Annotated in this window: 16 protein-coding genes; all 16 read right to left on the minus strand. The window is 65.9% G+C overall.

Annotation, left to right across the window (positions count from 1 at the left end):
- Positions 1–7: 7 nt before the first annotated feature.
- The 16 genes from IPM84_19400 to IPM84_19475 all read right to left on the minus strand — a co-directional run bounded on the left by IPM84_19400 (position 8) and on the right by IPM84_19475 (position 13,980).
- The gene (locus IPM84_19400) at positions 8–700 is read right to left on the minus strand and encodes a glycosyltransferase family 2 protein (protein MBK9094888.1); all 693 of its coding nucleotides are present in this window, start codon (positions 698–700) and stop codon (positions 8–10) included.
- 194 nt (positions 701–894) lie between these two features.
- Positions 895–2,178 carry a glycosyltransferase gene (locus IPM84_19405; GenBank protein MBK9094889.1) on the minus strand — a complete coding sequence of 428 codons (1,284 nt, stop codon included), beginning with the start codon at positions 2,176–2,178 and terminating at the stop codon, positions 895–897.
- 3 nt (positions 2,179–2,181) lie between these two features.
- Positions 2,182–4,062: an asparagine synthase (glutamine-hydrolyzing) gene (asnB, locus tag IPM84_19410; protein MBK9094890.1), complete on the minus strand. Its 1,881-nt coding sequence runs from the start codon at positions 4,060–4,062 to the stop codon at positions 2,182–2,184.
- A gap of 3 nt (positions 4,063–4,065) precedes the next feature.
- The gene (locus IPM84_19415) at positions 4,066–5,295 is read right to left on the minus strand and encodes a glycosyltransferase (protein ID MBK9094891.1); all 1,230 of its coding nucleotides are present in this window, start codon (positions 5,293–5,295) and stop codon (positions 4,066–4,068) included.
- Positions 5,292–6,587 carry a flippase gene (locus tag IPM84_19420; GenBank protein MBK9094892.1) on the minus strand — a complete coding sequence of 432 codons (1,296 nt, stop codon included), beginning with the start codon at positions 6,585–6,587 and terminating at the stop codon, positions 5,292–5,294. Before IPM84_19420 ends, IPM84_19415 begins: the two co-directional genes overlap by 4 nt.
- A complete protein-coding gene (locus IPM84_19425; GenBank protein MBK9094893.1) occupies positions 6,577–7,242 on the minus strand; it encodes a methyltransferase domain-containing protein in 666 nt (221 codons plus the stop codon). The genes IPM84_19420 and IPM84_19425 overlap by 11 nt, the downstream gene beginning before the upstream one ends.
- A gap of 179 nt (positions 7,243–7,421) precedes the next feature.
- Positions 7,422–7,904 (minus strand): glycosyltransferase family 4 protein, encoded by a 483-nt coding sequence (locus IPM84_19430; protein MBK9094894.1) that lies wholly within the window; start codon positions 7,902–7,904, stop codon positions 7,422–7,424.
- 13 nt (positions 7,905–7,917) lie between these two features.
- Positions 7,918–8,559 carry a glycosyltransferase gene (locus tag IPM84_19435; protein ID MBK9094895.1) on the minus strand — a complete coding sequence of 214 codons (642 nt, stop codon included), beginning with the start codon at positions 8,557–8,559 and terminating at the stop codon, positions 7,918–7,920.
- Positions 8,556–9,641, minus strand: coding sequence for a UDP-N-acetylglucosamine 2-epimerase (non-hydrolyzing) (gene wecB, locus IPM84_19440; GenBank protein ID MBK9094896.1), 1,086 nt, complete (start codon positions 9,639–9,641; stop codon positions 8,556–8,558). The genes IPM84_19435 and wecB overlap by 4 nt, the downstream gene beginning before the upstream one ends.
- 13 nt (positions 9,642–9,654) lie before the next feature.
- On the minus strand, positions 9,655–10,467 hold the full coding sequence (locus IPM84_19445; protein ID MBK9094897.1) for an N-acetyltransferase: 813 nt from the start codon (positions 10,465–10,467) through the stop codon (positions 9,655–9,657).
- A 60-nt stretch (positions 10,468–10,527) separates the two neighbouring features.
- On the minus strand, positions 10,528–11,442 hold the full coding sequence (locus IPM84_19450) for a tetratricopeptide repeat protein (protein MBK9094898.1): 915 nt from the start codon (positions 11,440–11,442) through the stop codon (positions 10,528–10,530).
- Entirely contained in the window at positions 11,337–11,936 is a 600-nt protein-coding gene (locus IPM84_19455; GenBank protein MBK9094899.1) for a tetratricopeptide repeat protein, read from the minus strand. Before IPM84_19455 ends, IPM84_19450 begins: the two co-directional genes overlap by 106 nt.
- Entirely contained in the window at positions 11,840–12,523 is a 684-nt protein-coding gene (locus tag IPM84_19460; GenBank protein MBK9094900.1) for a hypothetical protein, read from the minus strand. The genes IPM84_19455 and IPM84_19460 overlap by 97 nt, the downstream gene beginning before the upstream one ends.
- On the minus strand, positions 12,520–12,927 hold the full coding sequence (locus IPM84_19465; GenBank protein ID MBK9094901.1) for a hypothetical protein: 408 nt from the start codon (positions 12,925–12,927) through the stop codon (positions 12,520–12,522). The genes IPM84_19460 and IPM84_19465 overlap by 4 nt, the downstream gene beginning before the upstream one ends.
- Positions 12,875–13,318 (minus strand): hypothetical protein, encoded by a 444-nt coding sequence (locus tag IPM84_19470; GenBank protein MBK9094902.1) that lies wholly within the window; start codon positions 13,316–13,318, stop codon positions 12,875–12,877. The genes IPM84_19465 and IPM84_19470 overlap by 53 nt, the downstream gene beginning before the upstream one ends.
- Positions 13,315–13,980, minus strand: coding sequence for a hypothetical protein (locus IPM84_19475; protein ID MBK9094903.1), 666 nt, complete (start codon positions 13,978–13,980; stop codon positions 13,315–13,317). Before IPM84_19475 ends, IPM84_19470 begins: the two co-directional genes overlap by 4 nt.
- Positions 13,981–16,739 lie beyond the last annotated feature (2,759 nt).

The raw sequence follows: 16,739 nt of genomic DNA on the forward strand, positions 1-16,739 counted from the left end.
GATCCTGTCAGGCATCGGCGGTCGGCAGCAGGCGCAGCAGCAGCGCCAGGGCCAGGCGGTCGAGCGGGCCGTAGTGCCGTTGGTAGAAGGTGCGCAGGGAGGCGTAGTAGGCCGCGGGCGCGCGGCGGTTCTGCTTGAGCGACTGACCGCCCAGGTGAACCACGCGGCTGGCCGGTGTACGCCACACCTCCCAACCGGCCTGACGGCTGCGCAGGCACCAGTCGTTATCCTCGAAATACATGAACATCGCCTCGTCCAGGCCGCCGATCTGGCTGAAGACCGCGCGCCGCGCCAGCAGGCACGCGCCGCTGACCCAGTCCACGCGGGCGGCCTGTGTTGCGCCCCAATCGTGCAGCGGCCCCGTGCGCAGCAGGCGCGCCAGGTTGCGGCGCAGCAGGTAGGTCACCGTGGGATCGCGGCCAAAGGCAAACGGCTGCGGCGCGCCGTCCGCCAGAACCAGCGCGGGGCCGACGATGCCGGCCGCCGGATGCGCGTGCAGGAATTGCACCAGGCCGGACACTGAGCCAGGCTCCGGTTCGGTGTCCGGGTTGAGCAGGAGCAAGAAGTCGCCCTGCGCCCGCGCCAGCCCCTGGTTGTTCGCTTTCGCATAGCCAGGATTGCTATCGTTGTAGAGATAGGTCACGGCCGGGAACGCGGCGCGCACGGCCTGCTGGCTGCCGTCGCCGGACGCGTTGTCCACCACGATCGTTTCCCACGTCAGCCCCGCGCACGCGTCCCCAGCCGCTCCAGCGTGCGCAGCAGCAGCGGCCCGACATTCCAGGTGACGATGATCACCGACAGCGTTGGTTGTTGCATCATTCGCTTCTCGCTTCCCCCCTTCTCCTCTCCGCCCCGCGGAGAGGAGAAGGGGCCGGGGGTTGAGGTGAGGCTCCCCTACCCTTCCTTCAGCACATCCCTGAACACCGCGGCCAACTGCCCGGTCAACTGACGGCGCTCGAACTGCTCCTGCGCGGCCGCAAAGCCCGGCCACACCGCGCCGGCCTGATGATGGGCCACGAGTTCGTGTAGCGTGCGTTGGATGGCGGCTGCATCATCAGGCGCCACGGTGAGACCCAGGCCGTACTGCGTCACGATGGCGGCCGCGGCGTTGTCCGCGGCCAGGGCCAGGATGGGGACGCCCGCGCCGATGTAGTCGAACAGCTTGAGCGTGGCGACGCTGCGCTGGCCGGGCGCGGTGATGAGCAGCAGCCCGTCCGCGTCGAGCTGCGCCTGGTGCGCCTCACGCCGCGGCACGGCCGGCCGGAAGCTGACGACGCCCGTCAGGCCGTGGCTGGCCGCGGCCGCCTGTTCAGCCGGGCTGGTGTCGCCGATCACGATCACCTGCAGCGGGATGGCCGGCTGCGCATGCACGAACTGCGCCAGGCCCGCAAAGAAGGCCGCGGCCGAGGTGCCCTGCCGACTGGCCGACAGCGCGCCGGTGTAGACCAGGCGGAAGACACCGTCCGCCTGGCGTTGGCGCTGCAGACCCTGGAACTCGGCCGCGTCGAAGCCGTTGGTGATGGTGTGGATGCGCCCGGCCGCGGCCGGGTAGCGCGTCCGCAGGTCATCGGCAATGGGGCCGGTGGCAGTGACGATGGCCTGCGCAGATGCAATCACGCCGGCTTCCAGGCGATGCTCGACCGCCCGTCGCCAGGCGGCCTGGCGCACGGCCGGGTTGGGCGGCTCGAACAGCCAGCCGTCGCGCAGGTCGGCCACCCAGGGCAGGTGATGGCGGTGCGCCAACCGCCGGGCGATCAGATGCGCCGTTTCGGGCGGCGATGTGCTGAAGATGAGCGCCGGGCGCTGCTGTGCGATCACGCGGCTGCCCAGGCGCACGGCCGGCAGCAGCCAGCCCAACTTGGTGTCGGGCGTCATGATCTGGTCGCGCAGCCGGCCGAGCAGGCTCTGACTGCTCAGCGTCGCCACGCGGAACTGCGCCTCCTGCGCCACGTCCGCGGCGGCCCGCCCGCGCAGGCCGCTGAACAGCGTATGCACCAGGTCATGGGCGCGGAAAACCCCCTGCGCCGCGTCCGTTGCCTGCCCGCCATAACGCCCGGTGGTCAGAATCAGCGGCCGGAAGCCAAACGCTGGCAAGTAATGGGCGAACTTCACGATCCGCTCCGCCCCGGCCGATAAAATCGGCGGGTAATCATGCACCACGATCAAAACCGGTTGCATTCCCTACTCCATAAACCGCCGCAGCCACAGTTCGGTGTTGAACCAGCGCCACAGGAGCAGGCGATGGTCGGCCTGGCCGGCCTGATGCTCCTGGAAAATCTGGTCAACGACGGCCGCGTTCCAGTAGGGGCGCTGGCGGAAGCGGGCGCTGGCGAAGATCTCGGTCATGAGCGGCCGCAGCGTCGTGCGGAACCAGGCCGCCTCCGGGGTGCCAAAGGCCATCTTATCCTGGCGCTGCGTAATCGCGGGCGGCAGCACATCGGCCAACGCCCGGCGCAGCAGCCATTTGGTCTCGCCGTCGCGCAGCATGAAGCGGGCCGGCAGCGCGAAGGCGAATTCGACCAGCCGATGATCGAGAAAGGGCACGCGCGCCTCGATGCTGAAGGCCATCGAGTTGCGGTCCTCGTAGTGCAGGAGTGAGGGCAGATGCAGGGTGGTGAGATACTGGTACATCTGGCGGCGCAGCGGATCACGATAGGGCGCGGGCATCTCCAGCCAGGGCTGCGGGTGTGTGGCCAGGGCCGGGCCCAGCCAGGCCGGCCGCGTGCGGCCGCGGCCCACCTGGATAGCGCTGCGCAGGGCCGCGGGCAAGGCCAGCCCCAGCGCGCCGGTCAGCAGGATGCGGGGCGGCACGCCATGGCGGCCGCGAAAGCCCGCCAGTGTACGACTCAGCCCGGCGAAATCGGCGCGGCGCAGGAGATTGGCCCACAAGCCGGAGAAGAAGGGGTGATAGCCGCCCAGAATCTCGTCGCTGCCCTGGCCGTCGAGCATCACCTTGATGCCCTGCTGTCCCGCCAACTGCATGACGCACCACTGCGCCACGATGCTGGTGGAGCCAAACGGCTCTTCCTGGCGCCAGATCAGATCGGGCAGCAGCGCGCCCAGTTCCTCGGCCCGCGGAAAGGCGAAATAAGCCTGCGCGCCGGTCTGGGCAATGACCTCACGCGCAAAGCGGCGCTCATCGAAGGCCGGATCGTCGAAGCTGGCGGTGAAGGTGCGCTGGCGCTCGCCGATCATGGCCCGATCAACCCCCTCCGCGTCGAGCAGGCGGGCGATGGCGCAGACGATGGCCGACGAATCGAGTCCGCCGCTCAGACAGGTGCCGATGGGCACATCGCTCTGCAGATGCAGGCGCACCGATTCGAAGAACAGCTCGCGCAGGCGGCCGATCGCGGCCTGATCGCTCAGGTTGTCCAGGCGCTGATCGGGGTCCAGGTCCCAGTAGCGCTGGATGGTGATCTGGCCCTGGCGCACCACGAGCCGATGGGCGGGCGGTAATTGGCGAATGTCGGCAAACATCGTTTCGGCCGTGTGATCGAGGTAGCCGTAGACCAGGTAATCATAGAGGCGATCATCGTTGGGCCGGCGGGGCGTGGCCGGGTCGGCCAGCAGCGCCTTGATCTCCGAAGCAAAGATGAAGCGCTCCGTGTTGGTATGGTAGTAGAAGGGCTTGATGCCGAAGCGGTCGCGGGCCGCGAACAGCCGCTGGCGCGCCTCATCCCACAGGGCAAAGGCGAACATGCCATCGAAGTGTAGCACGCAGTCGTCGCCCCACTGTTCGTAGGCGTGCAGGATCGCCTCGCTGTCGCTGCGCGAACGGAAGATGTGGCCGGCCGCCTCCAGTTCGCTCACCAGGCTGCGGTAGTTGTAGATTTCGCCGTTGAAGACCAGCCAGAGGGTGCCATCCTCGTTGGTCATCGGTTGATGCCCGGCCGGCGAGAGATCAAGAATCGCCAGGCGGCGGAAGGCCAGCCCGGTCGGCCCATTCTGGTAGATGCCCTGATCGTCCGGGCCGCGGTGACGCAGCAGGTGCGCCATCTGTTCGAGCTGCGCCTGCGCCACGGGCTGTTGATCGCTGCGGCAGACGCCGGCAATTCCACACATACTTTAGCTCCTCGCCGTTGGCAGTGCTGCGTAGAGTTCGAGCAGACGCTGCGCCTGCCGCTCCCAGTGGTACTCCCCACGTGCGGCCGCCAGCCCGGCCGTGCGCATGGCGGCCTGCCGCGCGGGCGCTTGCAGGATGTCGTTGACTGCCGCGGCCAGCGCCGCGGGCGTGGGCTGCGCCACCGTCAGCCCGGCGCCAGTGGTGCGCGCCACGCGTCCAATCTCCGGCCAGTCGGTTGCCACGAAGGGCAGGCCGGCCATCATGTACTCGAACAGCTTGTTGGGCATGGCAAAGCGGTCGTTCTTGTTGTGCCCGGCCAGCAGGATCATGCCCACATCGGCCGAGGCCGTGGCTGCCAGCAGTTGACCGGCCGGCAGCGCGTCGAGCATGAAGACGCGGGCCTGCAGACCCAGGCGCGCTACCTCCTGGCGAACCGCTTCCTGGTAGGTGCCCAGGTTGAAGCCCAGGAAAACCAGCACGACCGCGGGCGACAGCAGCGGCATGGCCTGCACCAGTTCCAGCAGATGGCGGTCGGGCAGGACCGCGCCTTGCAGGAGAATGATGCGCTGTTCGGCCGCCAGCCCCAGGCGCTGGCGCAGATAGGACGAGCCGGCCGTCATATCCTGGTAGCGCGGGGTGTTGAGCACCAGGATTGGCGTGGCGATGCCGTAGCGGGTTGCCAACTCGTTGGCGATGGACTGGCTGACCGTAATCACCGCCGCGGCACGACCGATCAGGCGGCGTTCCAGGCGGGCGAAGTTGCGCTGCGCCAGCGTCTGTTTGACGCGGTTGGGCCAGGGGATGCTGGCCGCACCCGGCCCCCGCGTCATCTGATCCACGAACAGCTCATGCGCATCGTAGACCAGTGACGCGTGCCAACGCCGCGCCAGCGTCGCGGCTGCGGGCAGCGTGTCCAGGTCATGCGCATGCACCACGTCGCTGCGCTGATCCGCGGCCGCGGCCAGCAGACTGGCGCCGCCGCCCCAGCGCCAGAGATCGGCCGTATGACCGGCCGCGCGACGCCAGCCGGTCGCGGCCTGCCAGGCGGGCGGCGCCGCGGCCACCGCGGTCAGCCCGGCCGCGGCGTCCCAGCCCAGGGCCGGGATGTCGGCCGGCCGGATGGCGCTGACCACCGTCACGCGGCAGCCCGCGGCGGCCAGGGTTTCGGCCTCGCGGCGCACCCGGTTATCGTGCAGCAGATCGCTGGTGACCAGCATCAGGATGTGGGTCATGGCTGTCGTTCCCGGTTGATGCGGTCTCCGCGACGGCTCACCGAGCGGTAGAAGAGCACAGCCGTCAAGAAGATGGCGCTGTAGGCAATCGTGGAAGCCCAGGACGCGCCCAAGACGCCCCAGCGCGGGATCAGCAGGAGATCGAAAATAACGGTCAACACCAGCGCCAGGCCGGCGTTGACCGAATTGTAGTGGACAAAACCGCGACCGGCAATTTCGTTGGTCAGCACTTTGCCGCCGCCCAGGAGGGCGACGCCTGGCAGCAGCGCGAGAAGCGGTTGGTACGCAGGCAGGAAAAGGTCGGAGTAGATGATCTCGATCAGCTGGCGGCCAAGCAGCGCGATGAACACGCCCCCCACCAAGGTGATGCCCAGGGTGAGCGCGAAGATGCGCGGGGTCAGGCGATTCATGTCTTCCGTGCGTGACGCCGAGGCTTTGGGAAAGATGACAAAACTGACGGCGTTGGGAAGGTGCCAGAGCAGCTCGGCCAGGCCAATCGCGGCGGTGTAGATGCCCACAGCCGCAGGGCCGAGCAAGATGCCGACGATGAACAGATCGAGCCGGTAGTTGAAGAACTGCAGCAGGTTACCCACGTAGCCGCGCAGGCCAAAGGCCAACATTTGGCGCAGGATGGCTGGGTCGTAGTGTGGGCGCAGGTGGCCGCCCGCGCGCTGCACCTGCCAGCCCAAGAGGATCATCACGCCAAGCGCGGCGCCCACCGCGGCCAGCACTGCGCCGTTGAGGCCCCAGCCCAGGCCGATGACCAGGACGATGGTCAAGCCCAGCGTCAGGATGCTCTGCAGGAAGGTAATCACGTTGACGACGCGGATGCGCTGCATTCCCTGCAGAATGGTGCTGAAGAAACTATTGACGATGGCACCCGGCAGCCCGACCGTCGCCAGGACGATGAGCGACGCAGGAACGCTCGGCGCCAACCGCTGCAGAAGGCCGGTCGCCAGGCCCAGCGTAGTCAAAATCAGGCCGCTGACGGCGCCCAGCAGAGCCAGCAGCATCGCATTCTGGGTGACCTGGGTCACGGAAAGGCGGCGCGAACCGACAAAGTAAACATTGGCGGCCGGAATGCCGCCGCTGAGGAATAGGGCCAGCGTGGACGGAATCAGCAGCGCCAGCGCCAGACTGCCTTTGCCCTGCGGGCCGAGCCAACGCGCCACGATGGCCGCATTGGCAACGCCGATCACCAGGGAAACAACCTGGGTCAGAAAGGTGGTCGCGACGTTGCGGGCAAACGTGCTGCGCAGCAGCCGCAGCACGCGTGAAGCCTTAGTCTGCATGGGTGCGCGCCCGGCCGACCAGGATCAAACCGTCTCCCCAGAACGGGGTGGTTCGGTAGAGCGCGGAGGCGAGCAGGCGTTTGGGCAGTGAGCGGACATAGTCGAGACCGCGCACGAGAAGATGCGGGGAGACGCCGTTCACGGCGCGAGGCAGGGTCGTTGCTGAAGCCGGTGCAGGCGGCGCTGATCGCCGCAACAGGCGCCGCGCCACGTTGGGCAGGCCGGCGCGGGGCTGGAAGGTGTAGGCAAAGACCTCGGTCACGTCCAGGCCGCTCTTGCGCAGCAGGTTGGTGGCGGTGACGTAGGAAAACCAGTAGTTGTGGTCGGGATGCACGTACTCGATTCCTCGCAGCAGCCAGAGCAGCGTTTCGATGCGAAAGGCGTTGGGCACGGTGATGATGAGCTCAGTATGGCCCGGCGTCAGCAGGCTGGCCGCGGCCTGCAGGAACTGCACCGGGTTGGGCAGATGTTCGACCACTTCCGTGGCCAGGACCAGGTCGAAAGGCTGGCCGGCCAGGCGGGCCAGGATGGGCGGCTCGCAGATGTCGCCCGCGATGAGATGATCGAAGCCCTGGGCCGCGAGGAAAGCGATGCCCTCCTGGTCAATGTCCGCGCCCCACAGCTCGGAGGCGACGGCCGCCAGCTTCTGATGCATCAACTCCTGGCGGGCGAACCGCTCGTGCAGCAGGCCGGCGTCTACGCAGCCCAGGTGCAGGGCGCGCCGCCGCCCGCTGGCCCAGAATCAAGTCTTGCCTTCCCGTCAAGAGCGGGACGGCGGGCAGTTTGTCATGACATTCATCGCGTCAGCATGCTCCGGTAGATTGAGTCGAACGTTTAGCTAATGGCGGCCGGTGAATAGAAGGTGGCGCGCTGGGTCATGGCGCGCCGATCGAAGCGCTCCGGCTGCGTCAGCGCCGCGGTCAGCGCTGCGGCCAGGGCGGGAACATCGCCGGGTGGGACCAAGATGCCGACCGCGTCATCCACAATTTCGGGGATGCCGCCCACATGTGAGGCGACAATCGGCACACCGCAGGCCATCGCTTCGAGCAGAACGCACGGCATGTTCTCCCACTGGCTGGCCAGCACGAAGAGGTCAGCCTGGCGCAGAAAGTCAGCCACGTCTGCTTTCGGCCGCGTGCCGTGGAAGGTGATTTGGCTGGCCAGGCCAAGCTCAGCCGCCCGCGCGGTATAGGCTGCGCGCTGCGGCCCATCCCCGATGACATCCAGGCGCCAACGCAGGGGCGTCTCTTGCAGCCGGCGCAGCGCATGCAGGAGATCGGGAATGCCCTTGATGGGCACCAGCGAACCCACGCTCACGATGCGCAATGGATCATTGGGGCTGCGTGGTCGCCGGGTAGAAAAGCTCGTTGTCCACCACGTTGCCTACAATTTGGAAACGAGCGCGCAGGCCGTGCTGTTCGATGCCGGTCTGCAGTGCACGGCTCACCGGCAGCACCCAGGCCGCCTGTCCAAAGGCAATGCGCGCTTTCCAGACCTCCAGGGGCGGCAGCGTATGCCGCGGAAACGCGGAGAAGTGCTCGGTGACTACGTAGGGCAGGCGGTATAATTTGCTGAAAATGGCGGTGGCGAACCCTGCATCGTAGACATGCGCATGCAAGAGATCGGGCCGGAAGCCGGCGCGGTAGACGGCGCGGAGCGCCTGTCCCACGGCGATCAGGTGAACGCCCAATGACACTTTGGGAATGCGCGCCGGGCGATACCAGGCGCGCACGGTCGGCAGGCCGGCCGTCAAGACAGGATCGGTCTCCGTTTCCACCTGCCACAGCCGGGGCAAATCCCGGCGCGGTTCTGGGCAGTGCAGCACGGCGACATCATCGAAGCGTGCGACGGCCTGCGCGTGTTCACGTACAAAAGTGCCCTCGTAAGGTGCGGCCGCGGTTGGATACCAGGCCGTGATGAACAGCACCTGTAAGCGGCGGCCAGGCGGCGCGGCGACAGCAGCAACCGTCATGGCGCAACAGCCTTTTGCTGGCGAGGATCGGCAGATGCCAGCAGCCCGACGATGCGCTCCGCCGTGTGACCGTCGCCAAAAAGGGGCGCGGGCGGCGTGGTGGGCCAGGGGCGTTGCGCCGCCTCGATCACCTGCGCCGCGTCGCCCCAGGCCAGGCGGTTCCAGCCGGCTTGCACGGTCTCCACCCATTCGGTCTCCGGCCGCAGGGTGATGCAGGGCACGGCGAAGCAGTAGGCCTCTTTTTGCACGCCGCCGGAGTCGGTGAGGATCAGGGCGGCGGCCTGTTCCAGCGCCAGCATGTCCAGGTAGCCGATGGGGTCGAGCGCAATCACGTTGGCGGGCGGGGTCAGGCCGGCGCGGGTCAGCGCGGCGCGGGTGCGGGGATGGACGGGAAAGACGACCGGCATCGCCAGGCCGGCCAGCGCGGTCATGATGACAGCCAGGCGGGCCGGATCATCGGTGTTGTAGGGGCGGTGAATGGTGGCGAGCGCGAAACCCTGCGGCCGCAGGTCGAGGCGGCGGGCCAGGGTCGCATGTCGGGCCGCGAGCGCGCCGTGCGCCAGCAGCGCATCCACCATGACATCGCCCACCAGGAAGACCCCCCGGGTGATGCCTTCGGCCGCCAGCAGGTTGACGGCGGTTTGGGTCGGGCAGAGGAGCAGGTCGGCGCAGTGGTCGGTGAGCACGCGGTTGTGCTCTTCGGGCATGGCGCGGTTGAAGCTGCGCAGGCCGGCCTCCACGTGCGCCACCGGGATGTGCAGCTTGACCGCGGCCAGCGCGCCGGCCAGCGTCGAATTGGTGTCGCCGTAGACCAGCACCCAGGCCGGTTTTTCGGCCAGCAGCGCTTCTTCGATGCGTTGCAGCATCTGCCCGGTCTGCCGGCCGTGCGGCCCGGAGCCGATGCCCAGTTCGTAGTCGGGCCGCGGGATGTGCAGTTCGTCGAAGAACAGGTCGGACATCTCGCGGTCGTAGTGCTGGCCGGTGTGAATGAGGATTTGCTGGTGCTGACCGGCCAGGGCCTGGCTGACCGGCGCGGCCTTGATGAACTGCGGCCGCGCGCCGACGATGGTGACGATCTTCAAGGAATTCGACCTGTCACAATCGTTCTTCCGCGAACTCGTCGGCGCTGACGTCACGGACGTATTTGGCGGGCGATCCCATGACCACGGTGGCAGGCGGGACGTGCCGCGTGACGATGGAGCCGGCCGCGACGAAGGCTTCCGCGCCCACTTCGATGTTGGGCAGCAGGGTGACGTTGGCGCCGATGCGCGCGCCGCGGCGGATGGTGCAGCCGCCTCGTTCCTGGAAGCGCCGGTCGGTGCGGCCCATGTAGTTGTCATTGGTGGTGACGACGCAGGGCGCAATGAAACAGTGATCTTCGATCGTCACCCAGGCACAGAGATAGACGCCGGTCTGCAGCTTGGTGTAATCGCCAATCGTCACCTCGTTCTCGATGGTGACATGGCTGCCGACGATGACGAAGCTCCCGATCTGGCAGCGGTCGCGCACGAAGGCATGGTCGCCGATCATGGTTTTTTCGCCGATGGTGGTGCCGTTGTAGACCACCGCGCCCGTACCGATGATGCAGTCTGCCCCGATCTGCAGGGGCGGCAGGTTGGGCGGCGTCCTCACCGCGCTGGTGGGCGCGGGCCGCGGCGGTCGCCCCAGCACCGCGTGGTCGCCCACCCAGGTCCCGTCGCCGATGATGGCGCCGGCATGCACCACCACGTGATGTCCCAGCGTTACGCCCGCGCCCAGGCTGGCGCCCGCCTCGATCACCACATATTCGCCCAGGGTAACGTTGGGGCCGAGATTGGCGGTTGGATCCATGATGGCTGTCAAGGGTGTCTCCCATAAGTGCAAAGTGCAGAGTGCAAAGTGCAAAACGCTGAACGAGGAATTCTGCATGCTGAATACAACGTGCAGCCAATCTCCAGTCCCCCGGCTTTGCCGGTCATTATACCCTGCTCACGGGGTGATGTCCAACCATGTCGAACATGTCGGTTCGACGTGTCCTTCTACACGGATTCGGATGGTAGGGCCAGTAGACGCTCGTGAACCGTGACAATCCACCAGTCGGTGCCCGCGATGGTTGCCGCCAGGGAGAGCCTCTTGGTAGGCCGCGCGGGCAGCTGCCACATCGCCCCGTTGACGGGCGATGTCGCCCTGTAAGCGCCACAACTGCGTGCGCGTCCAGCGATCGCCGGTCGCCTCGGCATGGTCAACCGCGGCCGCGTGGTGGGCCGCGGCCGCATCCAGGTTCCCGGTCAGCGCCAACGCCTCGCCCCAGGCTAACAGGCACTCTGCGGCGCCCTGGCGGTCGCCCACGTCGTCGAGGTAGATGGGCAGTGCCTCCGCGTACCCGTTCAACGCCTCTGCGACCTCGCTGCGGTCGCGGTGGACGTCGGCCAGCCCCTTCAGGCAGTGGGCTTCGCCGAGGCGGGATTGCACCTGCTGGAAGAGGGCGAGGGCCTGGCGGTAGTGTTGCTGGGCGTCGGCGTGCTGGTTGAGGAAGGCTTCCACGGCGGCCAGCCCCTTCAGGCAGTTGGCTTCGCCGAGGCGGGATTGCACCTGCTGGTAGAGGGCGAGGGCCTGGCGGTAGTGCTGCTGGGCGTCGGCGTGCTGGTTGAGGAAGGCTTCCACGTCGGCCAGCCCCAAGAGGCAGTTGGCTTCGCCGAGGCGGGATTGCACCTGCTGGAAGAGGGCGAGGGCCTGGCGGTAGTACTGCTGGGCGTCGGCGTGCTGGTTGAGGAAGGCTTCCACGGCGGCCAGCCCCCTCAGGCAGTGGGCTTCGCCGAGGCGGTCTTGCACCTGCTGGTAGAGGGCGAGGGCCTGGCGGTAGTGCTGCTGGGCGTCGGCGTGCTGACCGAGGAAGGCTTCCACGGCGGCCAGCCCCCAGAGGCAGTTGGCTTCGCCGAGGCGGTCTTGCACCTGCTGGTAGAGGGCGAGGGCCTGGCGGTAGGGAGGGCGAGGGCCTGGCGGTAGTGCTGCTGGGCGTCGGCGTGCTGGTTGAGGAAGGCTTCCACGTCGGCCAGCCCCAAGAGGCAGTTGGCTTCGCCGAGGCGGTCTTGCACCTGCTGGAAGAGGGCGAGGGCCTGGCGGTAGTGCTGCTGGGCGTCGGCGTGCTGGTTGAGGAAGGCTTCCACGTCGGCCAGCCCCAAGAGGCAGTTGGCTTCGCCGAGGCGGTCTTGCACCTGCTGGAAGAGGGCGAGGGCCTGGCGGTAGTGCTGCTGGGCGTCGGCGTGCTGTTTGAGGAAGGCTTCCACGGCGGCCAGCCCCCTCAGGCAGTTGGCTTCGCCGAGGCGGTCTTGCACCTGCTGGTAGAGGGCGAGGGCCTGGCGGTAGTGTTGCTGGGCGTCGGCGTGGCGATACTGCATCGCCGCCAGGCCGGCTTCCGACAGCCGCGCCGCGCGCTGAACCGGGCGTCGAGGCGGCCGTGGCCGCGGTGCTCGCTCAGCGCGGCGTCGAGGGCCTCCCAGCCCAGGTAGTTGTCGTGCAGTTGGAAATCCCAGGCCAGGTCGTGAAACGCCTGGCGAGCTTCGCCTGGTTCGCTGATCGCCCGGTGATAGAGGCGTTCGACCGCGGCCGGCCAATCGTCCGCGGGCCGATCGAAGAAGGCCGCGGCTTCGGCGCTCAGTGCTCGATAACGGTCCGCCTCCTCGCGCCAGAGATGCCAGAGGATGGCCTGCCGCGTCAGCTCATGCACGTTCCAGCGCTCGGCGGGGTAGCGTTCGACGAAGGAGAGACGCTTCAAGGCCTCCAGCCAGTCCGCCGCGTTGTTCTTCTCGGCTGCGGGCAAGAAGTGGCGCACCAGGTCGAGGTCGAACCAGCGCAGCACGGCCGCGGCCAGCGCCAGGTCGGCCAGCACGGCCGGCTGCTGCTGCAGCAGGGCTTCGGTCAGGAGCCAGTATTTTTCTTCTTCGGATGAGGCCGCGGCCAGGCGCTGAATCAAGTCGCGGGTCATGACGCCGCGCTCCCGCACAGGTGAGTCACGGCATCCACCATGCCCCGTGGCTTGCCTTGAAAGAAGCCGTGGTAGGATTGAATGAACTCGGCATTGGGTGGGCGCCGTCCGTGCTGTTCAGCGTAGCGCTGCGCGTAGTCCGTCCAATCGGCCGTGCTCAGGCCGGTCAAACAGGTGTGTCGTGAGTGCCTGCGCCAGGCGCGCTCGTCGGGCGGCGTCTGCTGTCCGGCCACCACCACGGCTACCCGCTTCGGCGTCGCGGCGAGCAGGGGCAGCAGCGCCTGTGCGAGCCACTCCTGCGTCTCCAGGCTTGCTTTCTCGAAGGTGTCGAAGAAGAGGACGGTCAGCGTCTCAGGCAGGTCGGTCAGCAGGGCCTCGGCAAAGCGCAGGCGCCAGGCTGCCATCTGTCGGGCGACAGGCGTCCCAGGCTCGACGCGTCAATGCCAATGTCCACACGGCCAACCACGGCTCGCACCCGCGCACGTCCACGGTGACGCCGCTGACGCCGAAATCGTGCAGGCAGCGCTCCGTAGCGATGTGGGGACGCACGCCCACCTGGTGACCGGTCTGCACCGCGAGGTGAATGAAGGTGGGGCTGGCATCCTTGAAGTCGAACACAACAGAAGGCGTTCCGTTGGCTGCGCAGACCTCATCCATCAGGTAGTCGAGCAGGCCGCTCTTGCCCACGCCGCTGTCGCCCTGGATGAACCAGAAACGGGGCGCATCCCTCGCCAGCATGCGCCTGAAATGGGCAATTTCGTCGTGACGATTAACATGAATGTCGGCGCTGGTCATGGGGCATCCTTGTGAGTCGGGTTGTTGATCTTGATCTTGACCCTGCCGCCGAGGCCGGCGTGAACATCGTCCACGCGCAGGTCGGCGTTGGCGGGCGCTTCGACGCCAACCTCGCCCCCGCTGTGCGCGGACACGTCGTGAATGTCGGTGTTGTGCCGGGCGGTGCCCTCTGCGGCCGGCCGCGGCCGTTCCAGCCAGGCGCCGGCCAGCAAACCGAGCGCCGCCAGGCCCACGATCAGGCCGATGCGCAGCGGCGTGAAGGAATCTTGCAGCAGGTCCCTCTGCACCCAGGCGGCCAGCAGATTGCCCAGGATGCCGATCAACAGCGCAACCGCGCCGATGAGCCAGGCCTGGCGCCATGACAGACCCTCAGGCGCCGTGTCGTTTGGCAGCGGCGGTCGGGGTGCGGCCGCAGATGGATTCTCTGGCATGGTGTTGACCTCCCGGATCAGGGCGTCGCGCAGCCGACGCCGGTCGCTGAATTCGAGCAAACGCTGCACCTTCTGACCGATGCCCTGACCCGCGCCAAAGGCATTCAGCGCCGGCTTGAACTCGGCGCGGTCATAGCAAAACTGCGTCAACGCCTGGTCGTCGAAAATCTCCAGCAGGCGCTGCCGTAAGTGCGGTGTGTCGGTTGTGGGATCAATCGCTGACGTTTGCATCAGTCTCACATCCATGCCGTATCCCTGGCGGTAGAACGATGGATAAAATTTTACCACAGTCAGCGCATAAGTCGAATTTGTGGCGACACAACCCTCGCAGGGGTGCGAGGGGAATCCCCTTGCGCAGGCTGGCTGCACCATCCAGCGTCGGGCAAGCCGAAACCGGCCTCGACCACAAAAGCCCCTTACCCGGCGGGCCTGCGCCCGGGTTGGACGATTCTTCGGCTGCCCGTGAATGAATTCACGGTCTGATACCGCCCGTGAATGAATTCACGGTCTGATACCGCCCGTGAATGAATTCACGGTCTGATACACCGAAACCTGCTAAAGCAGGTTGGTGTTGGGTGTGTCAGCTCGAGGCGTAAAATTCATGGCAGAGCGAATTCACGGGCTGAGCCACCCGTGAATGAGCAGCGCTCTCCCGAATATCCTTTGCGTCTTTGCGCCCTGGCGTCTTTGCGTTGAGACCTCCGCTGAGACAGGTTCCCACCAGCGCAACCCGCTTGAGCGGGTTTGACGTATCAGACACCGAATTCATTCGGTGGGCTCCGCGCGCGACGAGCCCGCCGCGGCGCGCATGAACGAATTCACGGGCCAACCCGCCCCGTGAATGAATTCACGGTCTGATACCGCCCCGTGAATGAATTCACGGTCTGATACCGCCCCGTGAATGAATTCACGGTCTGATACACCGAAACCTGCTAAAGCAGGTTGGTGATGGGTATGATGGCTGAATTCGTAAGACTTGCGCAGAGCGAATTCACGGGCTGAACCACCCGTGAATGAGCAGCGCTCTCCCGAATATCCTTTGCGTCTTTGCGCCCTGGCGTCTTTGCGTTGAGCAAACCTCCGCTGTCAAGACAGGTTCCCACCAGCGCAACCCGCTTGAGCGGGTTTGACGTATCAGACACCGAATTCATTCGGTGGGCTCCGCGCGCGACGAGCCCGCCGCGGCGCGCATGAATGAATTCACGGGCCAACCCGCCCCTAAAGCAGGTTGGTGTTGGGTGTGACCGCTCAAGGCGTAAAATTCATGGCAGAACGAATTCACAAGCTGAACCACCCGTGAATGAGCAGCGCTCCCGAATATCCTTTGCGTCTTTGCGCCCTGGCGTCTTTGCGTTGAGCAAACCTCCGCTGTCAAGACAGGTTCCCACCAGCGCAACCCGCCTTGAGCGGGTTTGACGTATCAGACACCGAATTCATTCGGTGGGCTCCGCGCGACAGGCCCGCCGCGGCGCATGAACGAATTACGGGCACCCGCCCGTGAATGAATTCACGGTCTGACCCGTGAATGAATTCACGGTCTGATACCGCCCCGTGAATGAATTCACGGTCTGATACCGCCCCGTGAATGAATTCACGGTCTGATACACCGAAACCTGCTAAAGCAGGTTGGTGTTGGGTGTGACCGCTCAAGGCGTAAAATTCATGGCAGAACGAATTCACAAGCTGAACCACCCGTGAATGAGCAGCGCTCTCCCGAATATCCTTTGCGTCTTTGCGCCCTGGCGTCTTTGCGTTGAGCAAACCTCCGCTGTCAACACAGGTTCCCACCACCGCAACCCGCTTGAGCGGGTTTGACGTATCAGACACCGAATTCATTCGGTGGGCTTCGCGCGACAGGCCCGCCGCGCGTGAACGAATTCACGGCCAACCGCCCCTAAGAGGGGGGGGAGGCGAATTCGTAAGACTGCGCAGAGCGAATTCACGGGCTGAACCACCCGTGAATGAGCAGCGCTCTCCGAATATCCTTTGCGTCTTTGCGCCCTGGCGTCTTTGCGTTGAGCAAACCTCCGCTGTCAAGACAGGTTCCCACCAGCGCAACCGGGGGTTTGGCGTATCAGACACCGAATTCATTCGGGGCTGCGCGACAGGCCCGAACGTCACGGATTCATTCACGGGCCAACCCGCCCCTAAAGCAGGTTGGTGATGGGTGTGATGGCTGAATTCGTAAGACTTGCGCAGAGCGAATTCACGGGCTGAACCACCCGTGAATGAGCAGCGCTCTCCCGAATATTCTTTGCGTCTTTGCGCCCTGGCGTCTTTGCGTTGAGCAAACCTCCGCTGTCAAGACAGGTTCCCACCAGCGCAACCCGCTTGAGCGGGTTTGGCGTATCAGACACCGAATTCATTCGGTGGGCTCCGCGCGCGACGAGCCCGCCGCGGCGCGCATGAACGAATTCACGGTCTGATACCGCCCCGTGAATGAATTCACGGTCTGATACCGCCCCGTGAATGAATTCACGGTCTGATACACCGAAACCTGCTAAAGCAGGTTGGTGTTGGGTGTGACCGCTCAAGGCGTGTCAATTCGTGGCAGAGCGAATTCACGGGCTGAACCACCCGTGAATGAGCAGCGCTCTCCCGAATATCCTTTGCGTCTTTGCGCCCTGGCGTCTTTGCGTTGAGCAAACCTCCGCTGTCAAGACAGGTTCCCACCAGCGCAACCCGCTTGAGCGGGTTTCACGTATCAGACACCGAATTCATTCGGTGGGCCGCCCCGTGAATGAATTCACGGTCTGCTACACCGAAACCTGCTAAAGCAGGTTGGTGATGGGTATGATGGCTGAATTCGTAAGACTTGCGCAGAGCGAATTCACAACCCCAACTACGGCCTGACGAGACCAGTTCCCACCAGCGCAACCCGCTTGAGCGGGTTTGACGTATCAGACACCGAATTCATTCGGTGGGGCGCGCCGCGAATGATCATTCACGGCCCGCCCTAAAGCCCCTTACCCGGAAACCTGCTAAAGCAA

The organism is Candidatus Amarolinea dominans, assembly GCA_016719785.1.
GTDB classification, from domain to species: Bacteria; Chloroflexota; Anaerolineae; order SSC4; family Amarolineaceae; genus Amarolinea; species Amarolinea dominans.